The 23,325-nt window shown below is 40.5% G+C and carries 23 protein-coding genes and 1 riboswitch; of the genes, 22 read left to right on the top strand and 1 reads right to left on the bottom strand.

The genetic code is table 11. From position 1 onward, the window contains the following. Nucleotides 1–12 precede the first annotated feature (12 nt). The 6 genes from EM4838_RS13395 (at nucleotide 13) to thiT (ending at nucleotide 5,862) form a co-directional block, all read left to right on the top strand. Complete coding sequence (locus EM4838_RS13395) at nucleotides 13–693, top strand: metal ABC transporter ATP-binding protein (protein ID WP_010734086.1); 681 nt, start codon at nucleotides 13–15, stop codon at nucleotides 691–693. Further along, nucleotides 666–1,487: a metal ABC transporter permease gene (locus EM4838_RS13390; RefSeq protein ID WP_019722358.1), complete on the top strand. Its 822-nt coding sequence runs from the start codon at nucleotides 666–668 to the stop codon at nucleotides 1,485–1,487. Before EM4838_RS13395 ends, EM4838_RS13390 begins: the two co-directional genes overlap by 28 nt. Before the next feature lie 175 nt (nucleotides 1,488–1,662). Then, nucleotides 1,663–2,481 (top strand): pur operon repressor, encoded by an 819-nt coding sequence (purR, locus tag EM4838_RS13385; RefSeq protein WP_010734088.1) that lies wholly within the window; start codon nucleotides 1,663–1,665, stop codon nucleotides 2,479–2,481. Nucleotides 2,482–2,636: 155 nt separating this feature from the next. Continuing rightward, entirely contained in the window at nucleotides 2,637–4,010 is a 1,374-nt protein-coding gene (gene glmU, locus EM4838_RS13380; protein ID WP_071866540.1) for a bifunctional UDP-N-acetylglucosamine diphosphorylase/glucosamine-1-phosphate N-acetyltransferase GlmU, read from the top strand. 89 nt (nucleotides 4,011–4,099) lie between these two features. Continuing rightward, nucleotides 4,100–5,068 carry a ribose-phosphate diphosphokinase gene (locus tag EM4838_RS13375; RefSeq protein WP_019722356.1) on the top strand — a complete coding sequence of 323 codons (969 nt, stop codon included), beginning with the start codon at nucleotides 4,100–4,102 and terminating at the stop codon, nucleotides 5,066–5,068. Between the two features lie 23 nt (nucleotides 5,069–5,091). Next, nucleotides 5,092–5,194: riboswitch (TPP riboswitch) on the top strand. 83 nt (nucleotides 5,195–5,277) lie between these two features. Continuing rightward, the gene (gene thiT / locus EM4838_RS13370) at nucleotides 5,278–5,862 is read left to right on the top strand and encodes an energy-coupled thiamine transporter ThiT (RefSeq protein WP_071866541.1); all 585 of its coding nucleotides are present in this window, start codon (nucleotides 5,278–5,280) and stop codon (nucleotides 5,860–5,862) included. A 53-nt stretch (nucleotides 5,863–5,915) separates the two neighbouring features. Here thiT and EM4838_RS13365 read toward each other — a convergent pair whose 3' ends face one another. Beyond that, nucleotides 5,916–6,692, bottom strand: coding sequence for a hypothetical protein (locus EM4838_RS13365; RefSeq protein ID WP_071866542.1), 777 nt, complete (start codon nucleotides 6,690–6,692; stop codon nucleotides 5,916–5,918). Nucleotides 6,693–6,923: 231 nt separating this feature from the next. Between EM4838_RS13365 and EM4838_RS13360 the strand changes: the two genes are divergently transcribed. The 16 genes from EM4838_RS13360 (at nucleotide 6,924) to mreD (ending at nucleotide 22,992) form a co-directional block, all read left to right on the top strand. Continuing rightward, nucleotides 6,924–8,615: a patatin-like phospholipase family protein gene (locus EM4838_RS13360; RefSeq protein WP_071866543.1), complete on the top strand. Its 1,692-nt coding sequence runs from the start codon at nucleotides 6,924–6,926 to the stop codon at nucleotides 8,613–8,615. Further along, complete coding sequence (locus EM4838_RS13355) at nucleotides 8,585–8,803, top strand: YdbC family protein (RefSeq protein ID WP_019722353.1); 219 nt, start codon at nucleotides 8,585–8,587, stop codon at nucleotides 8,801–8,803. The genes EM4838_RS13360 and EM4838_RS13355 overlap by 31 nt, the downstream gene beginning before the upstream one ends. A gap of 18 nt (nucleotides 8,804–8,821) precedes the next feature. Then, nucleotides 8,822–9,712, top strand: coding sequence for a YicC/YloC family endoribonuclease (locus EM4838_RS13350; RefSeq protein ID WP_071866544.1), 891 nt, complete (start codon nucleotides 8,822–8,824; stop codon nucleotides 9,710–9,712). 264 nt (nucleotides 9,713–9,976) lie between these two features. After that, the gene (gmk, locus tag EM4838_RS13345) at nucleotides 9,977–10,591 is read left to right on the top strand and encodes a guanylate kinase (RefSeq protein WP_034688579.1); all 615 of its coding nucleotides are present in this window, start codon (nucleotides 9,977–9,979) and stop codon (nucleotides 10,589–10,591) included. Between the two features lie 4 nt (nucleotides 10,592–10,595). Further along, nucleotides 10,596–10,901 carry a DNA-directed RNA polymerase subunit omega gene (gene rpoZ, locus EM4838_RS13340; RefSeq protein ID WP_010734097.1) on the top strand — a complete coding sequence of 102 codons (306 nt, stop codon included), beginning with the start codon at nucleotides 10,596–10,598 and terminating at the stop codon, nucleotides 10,899–10,901. A gap of 190 nt (nucleotides 10,902–11,091) precedes the next feature. Then, the gene (gene priA, locus EM4838_RS13335; protein WP_071866545.1) at nucleotides 11,092–13,500 is read left to right on the top strand and encodes a primosomal protein N'; all 2,409 of its coding nucleotides are present in this window, start codon (nucleotides 11,092–11,094) and stop codon (nucleotides 13,498–13,500) included. Nucleotides 13,501–13,513: 13 nt separating this feature from the next. Then, on the top strand, nucleotides 13,514–14,005 hold the full coding sequence (def, locus tag EM4838_RS13330) for a peptide deformylase (protein WP_071866546.1): 492 nt from the start codon (nucleotides 13,514–13,516) through the stop codon (nucleotides 14,003–14,005). Beyond that, complete coding sequence (gene fmt / locus EM4838_RS13325; RefSeq protein ID WP_010734100.1) at nucleotides 13,998–14,942, top strand: methionyl-tRNA formyltransferase; 945 nt, start codon at nucleotides 13,998–14,000, stop codon at nucleotides 14,940–14,942. The genes def and fmt overlap by 8 nt, the downstream gene beginning before the upstream one ends. Further along, complete coding sequence (gene rsmB, locus EM4838_RS13320; protein WP_071866547.1) at nucleotides 14,942–16,300, top strand: 16S rRNA (cytosine(967)-C(5))-methyltransferase RsmB; 1,359 nt, start codon at nucleotides 14,942–14,944, stop codon at nucleotides 16,298–16,300. The genes fmt and rsmB overlap by 1 nt, the downstream gene beginning before the upstream one ends. Before the next feature lie 12 nt (nucleotides 16,301–16,312). Beyond that, nucleotides 16,313–17,053 carry a Stp1/IreP family PP2C-type Ser/Thr phosphatase gene (locus EM4838_RS13315; protein WP_010734102.1) on the top strand — a complete coding sequence of 247 codons (741 nt, stop codon included), beginning with the start codon at nucleotides 16,313–16,315 and terminating at the stop codon, nucleotides 17,051–17,053. After that, nucleotides 17,050–19,098 (top strand): Stk1 family PASTA domain-containing Ser/Thr kinase, encoded by a 2,049-nt coding sequence (gene pknB, locus EM4838_RS13310; protein ID WP_071866548.1) that lies wholly within the window; start codon nucleotides 17,050–17,052, stop codon nucleotides 19,096–19,098. The genes EM4838_RS13315 and pknB overlap by 4 nt, the downstream gene beginning before the upstream one ends. A 151-nt stretch (nucleotides 19,099–19,249) precedes the next feature. Continuing rightward, on the top strand, nucleotides 19,250–20,149 hold the full coding sequence (rsgA, locus tag EM4838_RS13305) for a ribosome small subunit-dependent GTPase A (protein ID WP_179948063.1): 900 nt from the start codon (nucleotides 19,250–19,252) through the stop codon (nucleotides 20,147–20,149). A gap of 12 nt (nucleotides 20,150–20,161) precedes the next feature. Further along, the gene (rpe, locus tag EM4838_RS13300; protein ID WP_019722345.1) at nucleotides 20,162–20,812 is read left to right on the top strand and encodes a ribulose-phosphate 3-epimerase; all 651 of its coding nucleotides are present in this window, start codon (nucleotides 20,162–20,164) and stop codon (nucleotides 20,810–20,812) included. Further along, nucleotides 20,812–21,450 (top strand): thiamine diphosphokinase, encoded by a 639-nt coding sequence (locus tag EM4838_RS13295; RefSeq protein ID WP_071866550.1) that lies wholly within the window; start codon nucleotides 20,812–20,814, stop codon nucleotides 21,448–21,450. The genes rpe and EM4838_RS13295 overlap by 1 nt, the downstream gene beginning before the upstream one ends. 159 nt (nucleotides 21,451–21,609) lie before the next feature. Next, the gene (gene mreC / locus EM4838_RS13290; protein WP_010734107.1) at nucleotides 21,610–22,464 is read left to right on the top strand and encodes a rod shape-determining protein MreC; all 855 of its coding nucleotides are present in this window, start codon (nucleotides 21,610–21,612) and stop codon (nucleotides 22,462–22,464) included. Between the two features lie 3 nt (nucleotides 22,465–22,467). Beyond that, entirely contained in the window at nucleotides 22,468–22,992 is a 525-nt protein-coding gene (gene mreD, locus EM4838_RS13285; RefSeq protein WP_065096081.1) for a rod shape-determining protein MreD, read from the top strand. Nucleotides 22,993–23,325: the final 333 nt, after the last annotated feature.

Raw genomic sequence — 23,325 nt, 5'->3', positions numbered from 1 at the left:
GGAGTCCTCTATGTGCGTTATATCGAAATAGCTGATCTTACTTTCTATTATGATGAAGAACCTGTGTTAGAAGGTGTTTCTTATCATGTAGATGCCGGTGAATTTGTGATTTTGACTGGTGAAAACGGGGCGGCAAAATCTACATTGATCAAAGCTTCTTTGGGGTTATTGAAACCCTCTAAAGGGACCATCAAAATTGCAGGAAAAAATCAGGACGGAGACAAATTAAGTATCGGGTACATTCCCCAACAAGTTTCTTCCTTTAATGCGGGTTTTCCTAGTACAGTCTTAGAATTAGTACGTTCTGGCAGATATCCGAGAGGTCGTTGGTTCAAACGGTTAAGCGAAAAAGACCATGAGCATGTCAAGCGTGCCTTAGAATCTGTTGGTATGTGGGATATGCGTCATCGCCGGATCGGTGAGCTGTCTGGTGGTCAAAAGCAACGAATCAGTTTAGCACGTATTTTTGCGACTGATCCAGATTTATTTGTACTTGATGAACCCACTACTGGAATGGATGAAGAATCACGAAATGAATTTTATCGTTTGTTGCGCCATAGCGCACACGACCACGGGAAAGCTGTATTGATGATCACTCATGATCACGAAGACATCAAACAATATGCGGATCGACAAATCCGTTTAGTGAGAAAGGAGGATTCTCAATGGCGTTGCTTTCATATGAATTCATGAGGCGGGCATTTCTTGCTGCGATCTTTATTGCAGGAATCGCACCGATGTTAGGAGTATTCTTAGTGATACGTCGGCAATCGTTGATGGCAGATACACTGTCTCATGTTTCTTTAGCAGGGGTAGCCTTAGGATTTTTCCTCAATCTCAATCCAACGATGACCACAATGGTGGTAGTCGTTATCGCTGCAATCATTTTAGAATACCTACGTTCGATGTATCGTACGTATTCAGAGATTTCCATTGCGATCTTAATGGCAGGAGGACTTGCGCTTGCATTAGTTTTGATGAATTTGAGTGGGGGTAATTCTGCCACGAGCATCCAATCTTATTTATTTGGATCGATTGTGACGATCACTTGGCCACAAGTTCTATTCCTAGGTATTTTGTTTGCAGTGATCGGTCTTTTGTTTTTCTTATTCAAACGTCCGATGTACGTGTTGACCTTTGATGAAGACACCGCTCATGTCGATGGACTGCCGGTTCGTTGGATGTCAATGATGTTCAATATCATTACTGGGGTAGCAATCGCTGTTATGATCCCGATAGCAGGCGCGTTGCTGATTTCTGCTATTATGGTTTTACCAGCAGCAATCGGGATGCGTTTAGGGAAAAGCTTCAATATTGTCATATTGATTAGTATCATCGTTGGTTTTATTGGTATGCTTTCTGGGTTGACTAGTTCGTTTTACTTGGATACACCTCCAGGGGCAACTATCACGTTAGTATTTATCTTTTTATTCTTATTAGTCAACTTGAGTAAACGTATTTTATTAGGAATTAGAAGGAAAAAATAGATTACTATTTGAAAAACAGGCAGTTATTTGGGACAAACAAATGTCTTAAATAGCTACCTGTTTTTTTATAAATACCGAACTATTTTCTTAATTTTGGATAAAATGCTCGAATTTTCCCGAAAAAACTTATATAATGAAACACGATAAAATTTGTTGGAAAAAGGAGCTGGAATTTTTGAAAGTACGTCGCAGTGAGCGTCTTGTCGATATGACACAGTATTTATTAGATCATCCGCATGAATTGATTTCATTAACAAGCTTTGCCGAACGTTATGAATCTGCTAAATCTTCGATCAGTGAAGATTTGGGGATCATCAAAAAAACATTTAAAGAAAGAGGTTACGGAACGCTTGAAACAATCCCTGGTGCAGCCGGAGGTGTTCTATTCATTCCGGAGATTTCCTACGAAGAAGCAAAGAAATATGTTGAATCGCTAGCTGAGCGCTTGTCTGAACAAGACCGTTTACTCCCTGGAGGCTATGTTTACTTATCTGATCTATTAGGAGAACCTGAGCTATTACGTCAAGTAGGGAAAATCATTGCCTCAAAATATTTAGGAGAAAAAATCGATGCTGTAATGACTGTAGCCACAAAAGGGGTGCCAATCGCTCAAGCCGTTTCCTATTACTTGAACGCACCGTTTGTCATCGTTCGTCGTGACTCTAAGATCACAGAAGGTTCTACAGTGAGTGTGAACTATGTTTCAGGTTCATCGGAACGGATCGAAAAAATGGAACTATCAAAAAGAAGTTTGAAACGTGGTTCTCGCGTGCTTGTCGTCGATGACTTTATGAAAGGCGGCGGAACAGTGAACGGAATGAAGAGCTTGATTGAAGAATTTGAATCTGAGCTTGTCGGTATCACTGTGTTTGCGGAATCAAAATTCAACGGACATCGCGCAATCAATGACTACACGTCACTACTTTACGTCAAAGATGTGGATACAAAAACGAAAAATATCACTGTAGTACCAGGTAACTATTTCGAAGAATAAAACAACGAACATAGCGGTGCTATGGAAAAAGAAGAGGCGATGGATGATGTCTCTTCTTTTTTTGCGTCCTGGTTGCTAAAATGAACGTTTAGTTGAAAAAAAAGAGCGACTGGGCTAAACTAAAAATAATAAATCGTAATTTAGGAGTGACATATTTGGATGCACGTTATGCAATCATATTAGCCGCGGGTAAAGGTACTCGCATGAAATCAAAACTATACAAGGTCCTACACCCTGTTTCTGGAAAACCGATGGTCGAACATATCATCAACCGTGTAAGTGAGACAAACCCTGATCAAATCGTGACGATCGTTGGTCACGGTGCAGAGAAAGTCAAAGCTCAGTTAGGCGAGCGCAGCGAGTATGCGTTACAAGCTGAACAACTTGGGACGGGTCATGCGGTACTACAAGCAGCCTCATTTTTAGCAGGCAAGGAAGGCACAACGTTAGTCATTAGTGGTGACACCCCTTTGTTGACAACTGAGACGTTGAACAACTTGTTTGAATACCATCAAGGGAAAAATGCAAGTGCCACGATTTTGACTGCACAAGCAGAAGATCCGACAGGTTATGGCAGAATCATTCGTGACCATGTAGGAATCGTTGAAAAAATCGTTGAGCAAAAAGATGCTTCTCCAGAAGAAGCGTTAGTTCAAGAAATCAATACAGGAACTTACTGTTTCGATAACAAAGCGTTATTTGAAGCATTGGATAAAGTAGGAACCGACAATGCACAAGGCGAGTATTATTTAACAGACATCGTTGAGATCCTGAAAGATGCTGGAAATCCAGTTGCTGCGTATCAGACGGAAGATTTCGATGAGTGTATGGGTGTCAATGATCGTATGGCACTAGCAAAAGCAAACGAGTTGATGCGCCAAAGAATCAACAAAAAACATATGGTCAATGGCGTTAGCTTTGTTGATCCTGCAACTACGTATATTGATGCAGATGTTGTGATTGGTTCAGATACAGTGATCGAAGCGGGCGTTCAGATCCAAGGGGAAACAGAAATTGGCGAAGATTGTTTTATCGGTGCACATTCACGTATTGTTGACAGCAAGATCGGTGACCAAGTAGTCATTGAAAACTCAGTGATCGAACACAGTGTGGTCAAAAGTAAAGCAGATGTAGGACCGTATGCCCATTTGCGTCCAAAAGCAGAAATTGCAGAAGGCGTCCATATCGGCAACTTTGTAGAAGTGAAAAATGCGAAAATAGGCAAAAATACAAAAGTTGGACACTTGACGTATGTCGGGGATGCCACACTAGGTGAAGAAATCAATGTGGGGTGTGGTGTCGTCTTTGTCAATTATGATGGAAAAGCAAAACATCATACAACAGTCGGTGACCATAGTTTTATTGGGTCAAATGCGAATCTTGTGGCGCCAGTGGAAGTGGCAGAGAATACATGTATCGCTGCTGGTTCGACGATCACTAACGATGTTCCTGAACATGCGATGGCAATCGCACGCGCTAGACAAGTCAATAAAGAAGGATACGCGAAGAAACTCCCATATTCAAAATGATACTTTTTGCAAAATCACTTGATTTATTCGGCAAATATGACTAGTATTTATTAGGTAGTAGAGTTGTGAAAAAGAAAGCGGAGGTCCTCATGTCCAAACATTACTTTGATCCAAGATTAAAAATATTTGCATTAAACTCAAATCGTCCATTGGCAGAAAAAATTGCTGCAGCTGTTGGGGTTGAATTAGGAAAATCATCCGTCACTCAATTTAGTGATGGTGAGATCCAAGTCAATATCGAAGAAAGTATCCGTGGTTCACACGTATATGTTATTCAATCAACAAGTAGTCCGGTAAATGATAACCTGATGGAACTGTTGATCATGATCGATGCATTGAAGCGTGCAAGTGCCAAAACGATCAACGTTGTAATGCCGTATTACGGCTACGCACGTCAAGACCGTAAAGCGCGCGCGCGTGAACCAATCACTGCAAAATTAGTGGCAAATATGATCCAAAAAGCTGGAGCAACAAGAATGTTGACACTTGACTTGCACGCAGTCCAAATCCAAGGTTTCTTTGATATTCCGGTCGACCATTTGATGGGCGCACCACTGATTGCGAATTACTTCTTAGAAAAAGGGATTCAAGGCGATGATGTTGTCGTTGTTTCACCTGACCATGGTGGTGTTACTCGTGCACGCAAATTGGCTGAATTTTTAAAAGCACCAATTGCAATCATTGATAAACGCCGTCCAAAAGCAAACGTGGCAGAAGTGATGAATATTATTGGTCAAGTAGAAGGCAAAACGTGTGTCTTGATCGATGACATGATCGATACAGCTGGAACGATCACATTGGCTGCCAATGCGTTGAAAGAAGCTGGAGCAGTGAGCGTTTATGCTTCATGTACACATCCTGTACTGTCAGGACCTGCTTTACAAAGAATCGAAGACTCTGCAATCGAGCGCTTAGTCGTAACGGATTCAATCTATTTGCCAGAAGATCGCAAAATTGATAAGATTGACGAAGTAAGCGTTGGTGGTTTGATGGGTGACGCAATCAAACGTATCCATGAAAACAAACCAGTTAGTCCTTTATTTGAAACAAAAAGATAAAGGAAAACAAAAACTAAATAATTACAATCACAAAGGGGAGTCCATTTTGGGCTGAGACTGAATATATTCTAAACCCTTCGTACCTGTTTCGGTTATGCGAGCGTAGGAATTGTGAATGAATAGCTAGTGTGAAAGCACGAAGCTGTTTGTAAAAAAACAAACTTGCTTCCTCCTTTGTGATGTCCAATTATAAAGGAGGAAGCTTTTTTATGAATAAGAATCATCGTGTCTGGATCGAGGGAACGATCGTCGCAGCATTATCTTTAGTATTGTCGATGATTCCTCTACAAATCGGTAGTAGTTTTGCAATCTCGCTCGGACAAATCCCTTTAACTTTATTTGCCTTGAGAAGGGGTTGGAAAGCTGGTATGGGATCGGCCTTTCTGTGGGGAATCCTTCATTTTCCCATGGGAACTGTCTATTATTTGAGTGTCATCCAAGTATTGATCGAGTATCCGATCGCGTTCACGTTTGCTGGCGTTGCAGGGATTTTTTCGCAAAGAATGCAGCAGAGTTATCTGCAAGGCAATCGTAAGAAAATGGCCTCAACGATCATTTTAGCGACATTCGTTGGTGTGACTGCCAGATATTTCTGGCATTTTGTCGCTGGGGTTGCTTTTTGGGGAAGTTTCGCACTATGGGGGATGAATCCATGGTTGTTCTCCTTAGTCATGAATGGCGCTAGTGGGTTAGCTACTGGGATTGTAACAACTATTGTCCTACTAGGTATTGAACAGACCGTTCCTTCTTTATTTGAAGGAGAAGGATTGCAAGTACGTAAAAGCAAAAATTAAAAAAAGGCGTAAAGGTAGCTACCTTTACGCTTTTTTAGTGGAGTTGAATGTCATTATACAAATGTGTTGTAGACAAAATCAGAAACGTTGCCGTCTAGTTGCCAACGTTGTTGAGTGGCATGATAGACGAGAACAGCTACCGGTTTTTCTTCCAAGTAACGTGTCCCTTTTAATTTCCAAACGTAATCTTCAATGACATAAATCGGGATCTCATACTTGTCATCGACCAAACCTGCTTGATCAAACGAAAAAATGATTCCTTCTTGCATCAAATTACGCATCTTTTTCAGTATCTCCACACTGATTTTTTCAACGGGGATCTCTTTTCGAAAGAATGATTTTTTTTCGTTGATTTTCCCCGCCAAGATCGTGCTTAATTTGTTGGCAAAAATCCGATAAAATTCATCTAAATAACGATAATAGGTTCTACCTAGATGATCGCTCAAATCAAAATAAACAAAGTTATTTTGTAATTTATAGAAAAAAGGTGAATGGAGATGTGTTTTCATATGACCAAAATAAAGCAACTCTGAGATTTCTAAAGGACTTAATTCTTTTAACATCGTCAAATCAGTAAAATCGATCCATTTAAGATCCGTATTATTGTTACGGCTACGAACGGTTTGGAAAAATCTTTGGATATTCTCAGTTCCACGAATGACCTTCAAGCCTGTGTGTGATTCATATTCTCCAGCAGATGCGGAAGGGTCCAACAAAAGTAGATTTTGAGGGAAATGCACGATGCTATTTGAAAAATCATTGATAGTCAGCCCTTTGGTCAAAACGGCGTTACTAGTTGTATCGATATGTACATATACTGAATCACTCATCATGCTCCTCCTCCCCTGTATCTCATCCCTTTCATTTTACAACATTTACTGAAAAAAAGCTTGTTTCTTTTATTTTAAAATTCGATTACAAAGCAACTTTTTTTTATGAATAAAAGATGAACATAGAGTAAAAATTTATATATATATAACACTGGAATCGGATAACTATTCACCCCGCCCTTTTTTTCTGATTACTGATATAATAAAAGAAAAAGAGAATACGAGGTGTCTATGAAAGTTCAAAAAGTCTATTGGTCGGAACGTTATCAGCAGAATCGAGTGCAGCAAGCAAAACAAGTTTTTAGTTTTTTTACTACACATCAAGAAAGCCGGCAACATTTTTGGCAACAGGCAAAAAAACAACAGGCATGGAAGATCGTATCGAAAAGGCTGAACATTTACTTTACTGCAGAAATAACGAATGAAAAAATGATCTATACCAACGTGTTGATTGAAGAAGAATATTGGCAGTGGTCCGATATTTTCCTATTGTTAGAAAGTACGGGTCGTTATTTTTTCAAAAAATACGGACTCGTCCGCTTTGATCATTCGATCTCACCCAACATGGTCGACCTTTTCCACCGAAGTGGTTATTCGGGAACGCAATCGTTTGAGAAGGAACTTTCCTATCATACAGGGCTTGTCTTAGGTGGGGGCGGGGCGCATGGAGCTTATCAAATAGGTGTTTGGAAAGCATTGAAAGAAGAAAATCTAGAGATTTCACTCGTTACTGGCACTTCTGTAGGTGCGCTAAATGGGGCTTTAGTCGTTCAGGATCAACTAGCACAAGCCATTGAGTTATGGCAGGAACTATCAACCAATCAAGTATTGGCTTTACCAGAGGTTGCCTTATCAGAAGATTTGAGGCAACGTTATATCCAAGAAGCCAGCTTGATGACACGTCGTGCAGTAGTCGAAGGAGGAACCTCGATTGCACCGTTGGAAGCGTTACTAGAGCAATACCTAGATGCAGAAAAAATCAAATGTACAGAAAAACCGCAACTCTATACAATCGCAACTAAAATCCCAGAATTTCAAGAAACAGTTACAAAGATGCAAGCATTAGAACCAACAGAGATCGCCGATTGGATCCTCGCCTCTGCTTCTTTTTATCCTGCCATGGCTTATCGCCAGATCGATGGATCAAAATATGTTGATGGTGGCTATCGAAATAACGTGCCAGTAGATGTTGCTATCCAACAAGGTGCAACCGAAGTCTTGATTGTCGATGTCCAAGGACCTGGTGTAGCCAAAAAATACAAGGAACCTGATGCTTTGGTGACCTGGAAATGTTGTTCAAACTGGTCTTTAGGTGGTTTCTTAGTTTTTGAGCGACAAAGAAACCAATTGAATATCCAATTAGGTTATTTAGAGGCTAAAAAATGTTTAGGGATCTATCAAGGAAACTGGTATACGTTTGAAACCGCAAAGCCAGCTGAACGTTATTGGCGACGTTTCTTACGTTTCTTAGTCGAAACACTTGATTTAGACGTATCCTTTTTTTACAAAGAAAAATTCTGGCGGGACTTGCGTAATGTATATAAAGACAGGGTCACAAGTGAAACATGCGGATTGGCGATGCTTGAGCTACTAGCGAAACAAAAATTGATCTTACCGAATAAAGTGTATACCGTCGAAGAAATGTTACCAATCATTTGCCAAGAAAGTAAAATCGATGAAGCATTTTTAAAAAAGGTCGGTCAATTAAACGCCAGCGAATGGTTGAAGTTTCGAAAACTGGAGCGAAATGCTAAAATACACGTAATGAAGGAACACGCGATCTACCAATACGTGAAAGAAAAAAAGCGTGATCGCTTACAACGACAACTCAATGCAGATACAGTAGAAACTCTGATGTATCTCTATCTTTATCATCTAAAGGAGGAACAAAAATGGCACAAGAATTCTCATATGAGATCGTAGAAGAAATTGCAGTATTATCTGAAAACAATAAAGGATGGCGCAAAGAATTGAACTTAGTGAGTTGGAATGGTAGACCACCGAAATTTGACTTGCGGGATTGGGCACCGGACCATGAAAAAATGGGTAAGGGACTAACATTAACGAACGAAGAGTTTGAAGAGTTACAAAAAGCAATTAAAAATATGTAAAAGAAAGGACTCTGTCGCATGAAGAGCATGACTGGCTTTGGCAATGCCATCCGCGAAAAAAAGAACTATCAACTTGAAATCGAGATCAAAAGCGTCAATCAACGGTTTTTAGATATCCAGATACGTAGCCCTAAAGTATTAGGCTTTGTTGAGAATGAACTGAGACAATTGATCAAAACGAAGTTAAGTCGAGGGCGTGTCGATGTCTTTATCAACCTAACATATTTAGGTGAACAAGATAAAAAAGTGACGATCAATTGGCAACTGATCGATACGCTCTATACACAGATGACTACCGGTATTAAAGAAAGGTATGGCGAAGCGAACGCATTGTCGATCGGTAAACTGATCGAACGTTTTGCACTAAACGAAGAGTTTGTGACAATTGCTGAAGCAACGGAAGAGGATCAAGAATTACTTGCACAATTAGCGAAAGAAACGATGCAAACGGCACTTCGTTCAATCGAAGAAAGTCGGAGTATAGAAGGCCAAGCCTTGGCGAACGTTTTACTTCAACAAGCCGCAGAATTAAAACAAAATATTGCTGGATTAGCTAGCTTTGTCGAGATTTACGAGCAAGAATTTCAGACGAGATACCAAGAAAAATTAGAAGCTTTTCTTGGTGCAGAAGTTGAGCGAGATCGTTTATTGACCGAAATAGCGATTCTTTTAGAGCGTGGCGATATCCATGAAGAAATCGACCGTTTAATCATCCATACGCAGAAATTGGAAGAGCTACTTGAAGCAGATTATCCCATCGGTAGAGAACTAGATTTCCTTTTACAAGAGATGAATCGCGAAATCAATACGATCGGCTCAAAATCAAGCGCGATCGAAATCAAAAACCATGTCGTTCAGTCTAAAACGATTTTAGAAAAAATCCGTGAGCAAATCCAAAATATTGAATAAGTGTCCAGCCTGTCTGATCGATGACCTATCCGTTAGGCAGGATTCCGTCTTATTTCCAAAGAGGTTATTCCTGTTCCCGCCGTTTATTCGTTTTTTAGGTATACAACAAAAGTAAATTTTACTTTTGTCTCGGACTCTTTAGTGGGAAGTAGACTAGCTTTTTCTAGGTTTTCTAGCTATAATAAAAAAATAGCCTTGAAAGTTGCAAGAAAAAAGTGCAAAATAAGCAATAGTATAAAAAAGACTAGTTGAAAGGACGTCGTCATGTCAGAGCGTGGATTATTAATCGTGTTGTCTGGTCCATCGGGTGTGGGAAAAGGCACAGTGCGAAAAGCAATTTTTGAGAGTGAGGATAATGATTTCCAATATTCGATTTCGATGACGACACGCAAGATGCGTGAAGGAGAAGTTGAAGGAGTCGACTACTATTTCCGAAGCCGCGAAGAATTTGAACAAATGATCGCTGAAGGCGAAATGTTGGAATATGCAGAATATGTCGGGAATTATTATGGTACACCACTATCGTATGTCAACAAAACCTTAGACGAAGGAAAAGACGTTTTTCTTGAAATTGAAGTCCAAGGTGCACAACAAGTAAAAGAAAAAGTACCTGACGGCGTATTTATTTTCCTGACGCCCCCAGATTTAGCTGAATTGAAATCACGAATCGTTGGGCGTGGGACAGATGCAGATGAAGTAATCGAAGAACGAATGAAAGTCGCTAAGGAAGAAATCGAGATGATGGCACTGTATGACTATGCTGTTGTTAATGATGAAGTTCCATTAGCGGTCAACCGAATCAAAGATATTATTGCAAGTGAACATTTCCGTGTCGATCGTGTCATCGGAAAATATATCAAAATGTTAAAGGAGATGTAGTCTTATGATGTTAAAGCCTTCAATCGACTCATTATTAGATCGCGTGAATTCAAAATATTCTCTAGTGATCTTAGCAAGTAAACGTGCACATGAATTAGACGCAAAAGCACAACCAACAATGGATTCATTTGATTCTGTCAAAAGTGTTGGACAAGCTTTAGAAGAAATCGAAGCAGGAAATGTGATCAGTGATCCACATCCTGAATTAAAACGTGAACGTCTACGTATGGAAGACGAAGAACGTCGTGCGCAAAAAGACCGTGCACAACAAGAATTAGAGTCGCGTATTCGTGACGAGCAAAAACTATAAGATCAACTCACTATTCAGCTTATGGATAGCGAAAGATTTGAGCTTGGGAAATGTTCCTAGGCTCTTTTTTTTCCTGCGTTAATTTTTTGTTAGGATTTGGCAGAAAGTAAGACAAAACAAGGAATCTCTAGTAAAATAGGCAAGAGCCATTTTGTGTTTAAAACCAAGATGAAGAAAGGAGAAGGAGTCCATGACTGTTATTGCGGATGTGATTGTCGATGTACCAACTATGCAAACCGATCAAGCATTCACCTACTTGGTTCCTTCTGAAATGGAAGCGGCTATCCAAGTCGGTATGCGTGTAGCGATACCATTTGGAAACGGCAATCGCCAAGTCCAAGGCTTTGTGATGGCGTTGACAGCCAACGAGCAACCTCTTAAAAAAGAATTAAAGCCGATCCTTCAATTACTTGACTTGGCACCTGTTGTCAATCAAGAGTTGATGAGGTTAGCAGACTATATGAAAACCATTACTTATGCTTTTAAGATCACCTGTTTACAAACGATGCTCCCAAGTGTCATGAAAGCAGAATACGATAAGCTCATTTACCCAGTGACCGATGAACCAGAAGTCGTTGCATTTTTCGCAGGTAGACAAGAGATTTCTTGGAAGGAAGCGGAAGAAACTGGGATCTTACCGCAATTGATCCGTTGGCGTAAAAACAAGCTAGTTGATATCCGTTACGAAGTCCATACAAAAAACAAAGTGAAAACGATCCGTGTCGTTCACTCTCTTTTGTCAAAAGCACAACTCGATGAAGCTTGGGGCACCCTGAGACAAAATGCGAAAAAACAAAAAGAATTACTTCTTTATTTGTCAGAAATGGAAAACCCGATGCCTATTGCTTATTTCAAAGAAAAAGGAGTCAGTTCTGCCGTATTGAATCAAGGTAGAGATAAAGGTTGGTTGCGTATCGAAGAAGTCGAAAGTTATCGCGACCCTTATAAAGATCGGATATTTGAACGAACGACTGCCTTACAATTGAATGAAGAACAACAATCGGCGGTTCAGCAGATCATTGAAGCCTGTCATCAGGAAAAGAATGACACCTTTTTACTTGAAGGAATTACTGGTAGTGGGAAAACGGAAGTCTACCTTCAAGCCATTGCGGATGTCTTGGCAGAGAAGAAGACAGCGATCATGTTGGTCCCTGAAATTGCATTGACCCCTCAGATGGTCGAACGATTTAAAGGGCGCTTTGGAGAATCCGTCGCAGTTTTACATAGTGGCTTGTCTCAAGGTGAGAAATATGATGAATGGCGTAAAATCGAGCGCAATGAAGCGCAAGTCGTCGTCGGTGCACGTTCAGCGATCTTTGCCCCACTAGACAACATTGGTTTGATCATCATTGATGAAGAGCATGAATCAAGCTATAAGCAAGATGAAACCCCGCGTTACCATGCCAGAGATTTAGCTATATGGCGTGGGAATTACCATCATTGCCCGATCGTTTTGGGGAGCGCGACACCTTCCCTCGAATCAAGAGCCCGTGCACAAAAAGGTGTCTATCGCATGTTGCACTTGAGTCAGCGTGCGAAAATGAGTGCGCAATTACCTGAGATCGAAGTCGTCGATATGCGTGAAGAATTCGAAAAGAATCAAGCATCGACGTTCTCTCAATTATTACAAGAAAAAATCCAAGATCGATTAGAAAAAAAAGAACAAACAGTTCTTCTATTGAATCGACGAGGGTATTCTTCCTTTGTGATGTGCCGAGATTGCGGCTTTGTCTTGCCTTGCCCAAATTGCGATATCTCTTTGACTCTCCATATGGATTCTCGCTCGATGCGTTGCCATTATTGTGGACATGAAGAAGCGATCCCGCATCGTTGTCCAAATTGTGGAGAAAACAAAATCCGGTATTATGGAACGGGAACACAAAAAGTGGAAGAAGAGCTAAAAGCACTTTATCCTCAAGCAAGAATCTTGCGGATGGATGTGGATACCACAAGAAAAAAAGGCGCGCATGAACGAATCTTACAAAAATTTGGGGACAAACAAGCGGATATTCTATTAGGAACGCAGATGATCGCAAAAGGGTTAGATTTTCCTGATGTGACCTTAGTCGGCGTTCTAAATGCAGACACATCGTTGAACCTGCCAGATTTTCGTTCTAGTGAACATACCTTCCAACTATTGACACAAGTCTCCGGAAGGGCAGGAAGAGCCGAAAAAGCTGGGGAAGTTGTGATCCAAACATTTAATCCGAATCACTATGCGGTAACTTTAGCAAAGGAACAAAATTATGAACGCTTTTATCAACAAGAAATGAATGTACGCCATCGTGGAGGCTATCCGCCTTATTACTTCACTGTGAAAATCACGACGAGTCATCCAGAAGAACAAGTCGCAGCCAAAAAAATCTTTCAGATCGCCAGTCAATTAAAGCAAGTATTAGGAACGAACAGCCTTCTGTTAGGTCCGGTACCTAGCACCGTTTTACGTGTGAAAAATCGCTATTACTATCAGCTGATCATCAAATATAAACATGAACCAGAACTGCCTAATGTCCTGAAAGAAATTTTGGATCAAAGTCAAAAAGAACAGCGACAAAATCTATTTGTTGCGATCGACAATGAGCCGCTACATTTTATTTAAGAAAGGAAACACTATGAGTTATCCAATAATGATCCACCCAAATAAAAAATTGAATCGAAAAGCCCAACCAATCGATATGATCACTGATGAGACAATCGTCTTGTTAGATAACTTGTATGAAACAATGGTGGCAAATGACGGAGTCGGCATCGCCGCGCCGCAAGTCGGCAAAAATCAGCGAATCGCTATTGTTGAAGTCGATGAAGGGGATAAGTTTGAACTCATCAATCCTGAGATTATCGAGGCAAAAGGAGAAAGTATCGATGTGGAAGGTTGCTTAAGTATTCCGCATGTCTACGGTACAGTCAAACGTGCAGATGAAGTAACGGTTCGATATTATGATCGTGACGGAGAGGAAATCGAAGTCACTGCGTTTGGTTATCTTGCACGCGCCTTTCAACATGAGATCGATCACTTAGATGGGATTTTATTTATCGATAAAATGATCGAACAAATCCCCGAAGAAAAACTCGAAGAATACATGGAGGAACATTTAGATGACTAAAATCGTATTTATGGGAACCCCAGCATTTTCAGTTCCTGTACTAGAAGGGCTGATCGACCAAGGGTATGAGATCGTCGCTGTCGTGACACAACCTGATCGACCAGTGGGAAGAAAAAAAATCATTACCCCGACACCTGTGAAAGTAGCGGCTTTGAAGCACGATCTTCTTGTGCTACAGCCAGAAAAAATCACGGGTTCTCCAGAAATGCAAACAATCATTGATTTGCAACCAGATGTGCTGGTAACAGCTGCGTTTGGTCAATTCTTGCCGGAGAAACTATTGCAAGTTCCAACACATGGAGCAATCAATGTTCATGCCTCTTTGTTGCCAAAATATCGTGGTGGTGCACCAGTCCATTATTCCATTATCAACGGGGAAAAAGAGACAGGTGTAACGATCATGGAGATGATCAAAAAAATGGATGCGGGTGGTATTTTCTCACAAGCAAGCCTACCAATCACTAAACAAGATGATGTCGGTACGATGTTTGAAAAACTTAGTCTATTAGGCAAAGAGTTATTGCTAGAAACACTACCAAAGATCATTTCTGGCGAATTGACGCCTACGCCTCAAAATGAGGACCAAGCAACGTTTTCACCGAATATCACACGTGAACAAGAAGCAATCAATTGGGAAAAAACAGCAGAAGAAATCGACTGCCAAGTTCGTGGCATGCGTCCATGGCCCATTGCTTTTACAACCTATGAAGGAACACGCTGGAAGCTTTGGGCAGTAGATGTGTTGGCAGATGAGACGACATCTGAAACACCAGGAACTATCATCCATAAAGATAAAAAACAATTATGGGTAGCTTGTGGGGAACAGACGGTATTATCGATCAAAGAACTACAACCTGCCGGTAAAGCAAAACAACTAATACAAGAATTCCTAAATGGCAGTGGACAACAAGTCGCTGTAGGACAGCAGGTGAAATAATGGCGAAAATACCCAAAAAAATGAAACGTTCGGTTCGCTTTATGGCGTTGATGACATTAGAGCGTGTCAACAAAGGTGGAGCATACTCCAATCTATTATTGAATGAGATGATCAACCAAGGCGACCTTAACCAAAAAGATATCGGTCTGTTTACAGAACTAGTGTATGGAACAATCAGTCGCCATCGTTTGATTGCATTTTATGTTGCGCCATTGATTGCAAATGCAAAAAAAGTGGATGACTGGGTCAAAACTTTGCTGTATTTGTCTGTCTATCAACTCGAATTTTTAGATAAAGTACCTGATCATGCAATTTTGAATGAAGCAGTAGAAATTGCAAAAATCAAAGGCAACCCCGGCACAGGGAAATTTGTGAATGGCGTATTAAGAAATTATTTACGTCAAGGAAAACCTGATCTGGAAACTATCACAGATGAAGTCGAACGTTTAGCCGTTAAATTAAGTCTGCCGAATTGGCTGACACAGCGCTTGATTAACCAAATCGGCTACGAGGAAACAGAAAAGTTAGGTCTTTCATTGTATCAACCAAGTCATGTGAGTGGCCGTATTGATACCCGTAAACTTTCGCGTGAACAAGCACTGGATCAATTGAAAGAAGAAGGACTAGATGTAAAAGCAAGTCCAATAAGCCCATATGGTGTGATTGCTGAAAAAGGCAGACTCGCCTCTACGACACTTTTTCACGATGGCTTGATGACGATCCAAGATGAAAGCTCGATGCTTGTTGCACCAGCGATGCAGATTGAGCCAGAACATCATGTATTAGATGCCTGCGCTGCCCCTGGTGGCAAAACGACCCATATCGCCACGTTCCTTGATCCAACTTGTGGAGGAGAAGTCGTGGCTCTAGATGTCCATGACCACAAAGTAAAACTAGTGGAAGAGAACGCTCGTCGTTTAGGAGTTGCCAACGCAGTGTTCGCACAAAAAATGGATGCACGTGAAGTCAAAGAACAGTTTGAAGCAGAACAATTTGACCGTATTTTAGTAGATGCTCCATGTTCCGGTTTTGGCTTGTTACGCCGAAAACCAGATATTCGTTATAAAAATAATGAAAAAGAATTAGCCAATTTACCGGCTATCCAACTAGCTATTTTGGAAAGTGTAGCTACGGCTCTTAAACCTTCAGGAATATTGACCTACAGTACTTGTACGATTTTGAAAGAAGAGAATCAAGAAGTTGTTTCAGCGTTTTTACAACGACATCCTGATTTTGAGAAGATTGATGTTTTAGTTGATCCTGTGCTACAATCATCAATCAAGGAGAAGATGTTGACGTTGTATCCACATCAATCTTATACAGATGGCTTTTTCATTTGTTGTTTGCGCAAAAAGTAATGAGGTGAAAGTATGCAGATTGAATATCAATCAGATGTAGGAAGAAGACGTAATACGAATCAAGATTATGTCAGTGTATTTGAAAACCAAGTCGGTCTCACGCTGGCGGTTTTAGCAGATGGCATGGGTGGGCACCGCGCAGGCGATATTGCTAGTCAAATGGCCGTCACAAACTTAGGGAAAGCCTGGGAAGAGCAAGCGTTACTTGATGACGAAAAAATCGCGCAGTGGTTTATCCAAGCGATCCAAGAAGAAAACCGCGCGATTCATCAATTAGGACAAGAACAGCTTGAATATAACGGAATGGGAACAACGATCGTAGCAGCTGCCCTATCAGAGGAACGTTTCACGATTGCCAATGTTGGGGATAGTCGTGCGTATTTGCTTCGCGACAATCGGATCATTCGCTTGACGGAAGACCATTCTTTAGTAAATGAATTAGTCAAATCTGGTGAAATCAGCGAAGAAATGGCCGTCAATCATCCACGTAAGAACATCTTGACTCGATCTGTCGGCATGCCAGGATCATTAGAAGTCGATGTTGCAACGTATCTTTGGCAACTCCAAGATCGTTTACTTCTATGTTCGGATGGTTTGACGAATATGCTGTCAGAAGAAACGATCGGTACGATCATCAATCAAGAAGGATCATTATCAGAAAAAGTAACGCAATTAGTGGATCAAGCAAATGAAGCCGGCGGAGCAGATAATATCAGCGTTCTTCTTATTGAATACAAGGAGGATGTTGCATGATTGAGCCAGGAAGAAAATTAAATGGTCGTTACCAAATTACCGGTAACATCGGTAGTGGGGGTATGGCAAATGTCTTTTTAGCCCATGACTTGATTTTAGATCGAGATGTTGCAATCAAAGTCCTACGCTTTGATTTCCAAAATGACCAAACGGCGATCCGTCGTTTTCAACGAGAAGCATTAGCGGCAACCGAATTAGTTCATCCAAATATCGTCAGTGTTTATGATGTCGGTGAAGAAGATAATATGCAGTACTTAGTTATGGAATATGTAAAGGGAATGGATTTAAAACGTTATATCCAAACGCACTATCCGATTCCTTATGAAACAGCAGTAAACATCATGCAACAAATCTTGTCTGCGATTTCTTTAGCACATAGCCATCAAATCATCCACCGAGATCTAAAACCACAAAATGTCTTGATCGATAATGAAGGTGTTGTGAAAATCACCGATTTTGGTATTGCGATTGCTTTATCGGAAACATCGATCACCCAAACGAATACGATGCTTGGTTCGGTTCACTACCTTTCACCAGAACAAGCAAGAGGTAGTATGGCGACAAAACAATCAGATATCTATGCGTTAGGGATCATTTTATATGAAATGCTGACAGGGAGCGTTCCTTTTGATGGGGAATCAGCTGTCACCATTGCACTGAAACATTTTCAGGATGACTTGCCTTCAATCAAAGAGTTAGATCCAGGGGCACCTCAGTCATTGGAGAATGTGGTCTTGAAAGCAACAGCCAAAGAACCTGTCGACCGGTATAAAACGGCAGAAGAAATGGCAGATGACCTAGCAACGGTGTTGTCGTTAGAACGAGCAAACGAAGAAAAATGGCAACCCCAGGCGATGGACAACGAAACAAGAGTATTGACACCACTGACGGCAGAAACACCGATGCCAGATTCCTTTAAGTCAATGCCTCTTCCCGAAGAGAAACCAGCGGAAGAATTACCAGATCCCGAAGAAACAATGCCAGATGTAAAGACTAAAAAAAGAAAAAAATGGTGGATCATTTTGCTGGTCTTGCTTGCTTTGTTAGGAATTGGGACAGCGATTTTATTTGCTTCAGGTGGACGAGGAGAAGTAACGGTTCCCGATGTTTCGGGTCAATCCGAAGCTTCAGCAAGAGAAGCTTTGACACAAGCAAAATTAAAGGTAGCAACGAACACTGAAGAAATTGCTGACGATACGATTGAGAAAGGAAATGTGGTCAAAACAGATCCAGCCTCAGGAACAACAGTGAAACAAAATCGTGAAGTCACGCTTTATATCAGTACAGGTAAGAAGAAAATCCAACTCGATGATTTTACGGGTATGTCTTACGATGAAGCGCGCAAGCAGCTACTGGATTTAGGTTTCTCTTCAAGTAGAATCAAAAAAGAAGAAGAATTTAGTGATGAGGTCACTAGTGGAAATATCATCTCACAATCAGAAGATGAAGGAACAGAAGTCGATCCCACATCAGATACGATTACTTTTACTGTTAGTAAAGGAAGTCAGCCGACGATGAGCGATTACACCGGACAAAACTATGAAACAGTTCTTAGTATTTTGAGAACGAATGGCTATACGAATATCAGTGCAACGAATGATTATAGTGATACGGTCCCAGCCGGTGCAATCATCAGTCAGTCACCAAGTTTTGGGGAACCATTGACGGATGCGACATTTATTAGTTTCGTGGTGAGTAAAGGACCAGATGCGAAGACACTGAATGACATTTCTGGTTATACGAAAAGTGATGCGCAAAGTTACTTATCTGGTATCGGTGCCGACTACATTGGTCATGAAACGTATGAGTTTTCAGATACAGTAGAAAAAGACAAAGTGATCCGTACAGATCCAGGAGTAGGTGCATCGATCACATCAGGAACGATCGTCAATGTGATTTACTCAAAAGGACCAGACCCAGCGAAAGCATCATCAAGTTCTGAAAAAGATTCTTCCAGCAGTTCTTCTAGCAGTTCAAGCAGTAGTTCAAGTTCCGAAACAACTAGTAGTAGTACCACCACTCCATCCTCGACGGATAGTGACTAGTAACCAGAATCAATCGAACTGAAACGATAATGATAAAAAATAGATCTGAGAATTCAAAATGTCGTCGGCATTTGAGGAAATTCTTAGGTCTATTTTTTGGTGATTTCTCCTAACTTCTGCTGTCCTATGGTAAAATATACTAAAAATGGAGGTGGGTTTCATTAAAGGGCAAATCAGAAAAGCAATAAGTGGATTTTATTACGTATATAAAGATGGAGAGACCTATCAGACACGAGGTCGAGGGAATTTTCGTAATCGAAAGATCACGCCCCTTGTTGGCGATCAAGTCATATTTGAAAGTGAAAACAAGACCGATGGCTATCTACTAGAAGTTTTACCACGTAAAAATCAATTAGTACGACCACCAGTAGCAAATGTTGATTTAGGAGTTGTTGTGACGAGTTTGATCGAACCAACATTCTCTTATAATCTACTCGACCGTTTTTTAGTCATGTTGGAATATGAATCGATCGAGCCAGTGATCTATTTGACGAAAACGGATTTAGCTGTCGTTTCTACACAAATAAAAGAAATTAAAGAGACTTACGAAAAAATTGGCTATCCAGTGATCGTCCCTCGCACACAGGGTGATACGGATGAATTAGTTCGCTATTTTCCAGAAAGACTGACTGTTTTCATGGGACAGTCAGGTGCAGGTAAATCGACGTTGCTCAACCAAATCTCACCAGAGCTTGAGTTAGAAACAGGTGAAATATCTGATTCTTTGGGACGGGGACGTCACACGACAAGACATGTCGAGTTATTACCACTTTATGATGGATTGGTTGCCGATACACCAGGTTTCAGTTCTATTGATTTCTTAGTCATCGAACCTGTCGAGTTATCCAAACAATTCCCTGAATTTGTCGATGCTTCTGTAGACTGTCGCTTTAGAGAGTGTATGCACGTAAAAGAGCCAGATTGTGAAGTCAAACGAAGAGTAGCGGCAAAAGAAATTGCACAGACTCGCTATGACAATTACTTGCAATTTTTGCAAGAAGTTGAAAACCGTAAACCGATGTACAACAAAAAAGAAACTAGAAGAAAGTAGGAGGGTATTTTTATGAAAATAGCACCATCGATTTTAAGCGCAGATTTCGCCAATCTCCAAACAGACATTGAACGAGTAGAAAAAGGTGGAGCAGACTATATCCATGTGGACGTAATGGACGGCCAATTCGTTCCCAACATTACATTCGGATCGAATGTAGTGCAAGCAATTCGTCCGGTCACAAAACTACCGTTAGACGTTCATTTGATGATCATCAATCCTGAAAATTATATTGCTGATTTTGCAAAAGCAGGTTCAGATATCATTACGGTCCATGTGGAATCGACACCACATATCCATCGTGCGATCCAGATGATCAAAGATTTAGATGTCAAAGCAGGGGTCGTTATCAATCCTGGTACACCGATCGAAATGATCAAGCATGTTTTGCCTTTAGTTGATCAAGTGTTAGTGATGACAGTCAATCCAGGCTTTGGCGGACAAAGCTTTATTACAGAAACAGTGGATAAAATCGCAGAGTTAGCGGAATTACGCAAGGTGAACGATTGGACCTATCAAATCGAAGTGGATGGTGGAATCGTTCCAGAAACTGCAAAAATTTGTCATGAAGCAGGTGCAGACGTATTTGTGGCAGGCTCCTATGTCTATAGTGCAGAAGATCCAGCAGCTCAAATCGATCAATTGAAAAAGGCATTAGGCTAATGGAAGTATTACTTGTTGCAGGCGGATCACCAGAAAATTGGCCAGACTTGTCACAGCAATCATTTGATCGATACGTGGGCATCGACCGTGGGGCACTCTATTTGCTTGAAAAAGGCTATTCGTTAGATCTAGCAATCGGTGATTTTGATTCATTGTCTTCCTCAGAATATCAACGAGTATCCGATAAAGCTGTCGAAGTACACCAAGCGCCAGCAGAGAAAGACGATACGGACACTCAGCTAGGTTTAGCAAAGACATTCGAACACTTTCCAGAAGCAAGCGTGACACTGATCGGTGCAACTGGTGGAAGATTAGATCATTTATTAGCTAATCTATGGTTAGCATTAGAACCACGGTTTCAACCCTTTATACGACAGATCCAAATACAAGACAAACAAAACGTGATCACTTACTATCTACCAGGAGCTTACGAGATAAAAAAAAATCCTGAAATGAAGTATTTGGCTTACTGTTGTTTGACACCTGTTAGTCAATTGACATTATCTGACAGCAAATATCAACTATCAAACGAGGAAGTATCTCGTCCAACTTCTTATGCAAGCAATGAATTTGTCACTGACAAAGCATCCTTCAGCTTCTCTGAAGGAATCATTTCAGTCATCCAAAGTAAAGATTGATGGATCGGTTCAGGACAAAGTAGCAAAAGAAATGAAGCGGAAAAATGACAGTTTAAATTATTTGCTAAAAAAAGCTTAAAAGAAGGGTCGAGCCTTTTGTTTCCCCTTATTTAATGATAAAATTACAGGTAAGAGTCTAATTTAATTCGAGGTGTCTTTGTGAAGAAGTTCAATCCTAATAAAAATATCATTATTACCTTAGTCATCGTTATTATTGTAGTAACGGTCCTAAGTGTGACAGCTGCCCAGCGAGCGAATGAAGGAAAGCCCAATTTCTTCCAATCTATTGTGAACGACAGTGTCTCTTTTGTCGATCGGACGATTTCTGCTCCGGTCAAATGGGTCCAAAATGGCGTGGATTCAGTACATCATCTTTTCACCACCTATTCAGAAAATGAACGGTTAAAAGAAAAAATCGACAGCTATGATGAGATAGCTCAAAAAAACAAGAACATGCAAAAAGAAATCGATGCACTAAAAAGCGAACTCGATTTAAGCCAAACGTTGACGAGTTATGAAAGAGTCACAGCAAATGTGATCACTCGTTCACCTGACTCATGGCAAGATCTATTAGTCGTCGATAAAGGATCAAATGATGGAATCGAAGTCAATATGGCAGTCATGGCGCAAAAAGGTTTAGTCGGACGTGTCATTGAAGTCAATGCCACTTCTTCTAAAGTAGAATTGCTGACTTCATCAAACGTAAGTTCCAACCATTTCCCTGTCCGCGTATCTTCTGGAAACGGAGAATCTTTCGGTTTACTCAAGAATTATGACGAAAAGTTACAAGCGCTAGTTGTGACACAGCTAACAGGTGACAGTGAAATCAAAGAGGGCGACGTAGTACAAACATCAGGTCTTGGAGGCAACTCGCCAGCAGATCTGCAAATCGGTACAGTCATCAAAACAAAACCAGATAGTTATGGGCTAGATCGCGAAGTCTATGTCAAACCTTATGCGGATATGTATGATCTCCCAGTAGTAACGATCATCAAACGTCTTGTGGAGGAGTAGTCCATGCTGAAAAAAGAGAAAATGACCATTTATTTGCCGATCCTCTTGTTCTTACTCATGTTGATCGATGGGCACTTTACCCGAATGATGATCAGGTGGTCGAGCGGTGACTACATGGCAAGTGCGCATCTTTTGATATTGGTTTTACTATTTTGCAGTTTGAGTTTCTCCAAACGCTACTTACTGATCACGACATTAGTTTTAGGTATTATCTTTGATTCTTACTATATTGGTGTGATTGGCATTTATGCAGTTGCTTTACCTTTATTAGTATTTATCATGTATGGGATGAAATCGGTCATCCATGTAAATATTTTTACTGAGTTTTTTAGCCTCATCATTTTCATCACAGGCTATGAGTTGTTTACATTGATCGTACAAATGGTATTCAAACTTGCGAGTGTAGATAGTACGTACTTTATCACTAAATATTTAGGTCCAACATTATTATTGAATATGGTATTGTTCGCTCTACTTGTATTCCCATTAAAGAAGCTATTTAAAGAAGGTCGGGACAGAAGTGTCTAGCCTCGCAGAATAAGGCGCCATCCACGAAAATTGTTTTTCAAATTTTTGTGGATGGCGCCTTATTTTCCGAAGAGATTACTTCTGTTCCCACCGTTTATTCGGTTTTAGGTGGTGCGAAAGGACGAATGTTTCAGCCTTTTTTTATTTAATTTAAAACGGGCATTATTTAATTATTGAAAAATGTATTATGAAAATAACCATGTCATCTTACATTTCTGTCATTATAATCAGTTGTTTTGAAATGTTTTTGTAACATAACTATTATCTCATTGACATACAGCTATGGTACAATTTTGTTATCGTTAAGAAAGACTTAAATATTTTTAGATATTT

Source organism: Enterococcus mundtii (genome assembly GCF_002813755.1).
Lineage (GTDB): Bacteria > Bacillota > Bacilli > Lactobacillales > Enterococcaceae > Enterococcus_B > Enterococcus_B mundtii.
Note: the sequence above shows the minus strand (reverse complement) of the source record. Positions and strands in the feature narration are given on the sequence as shown.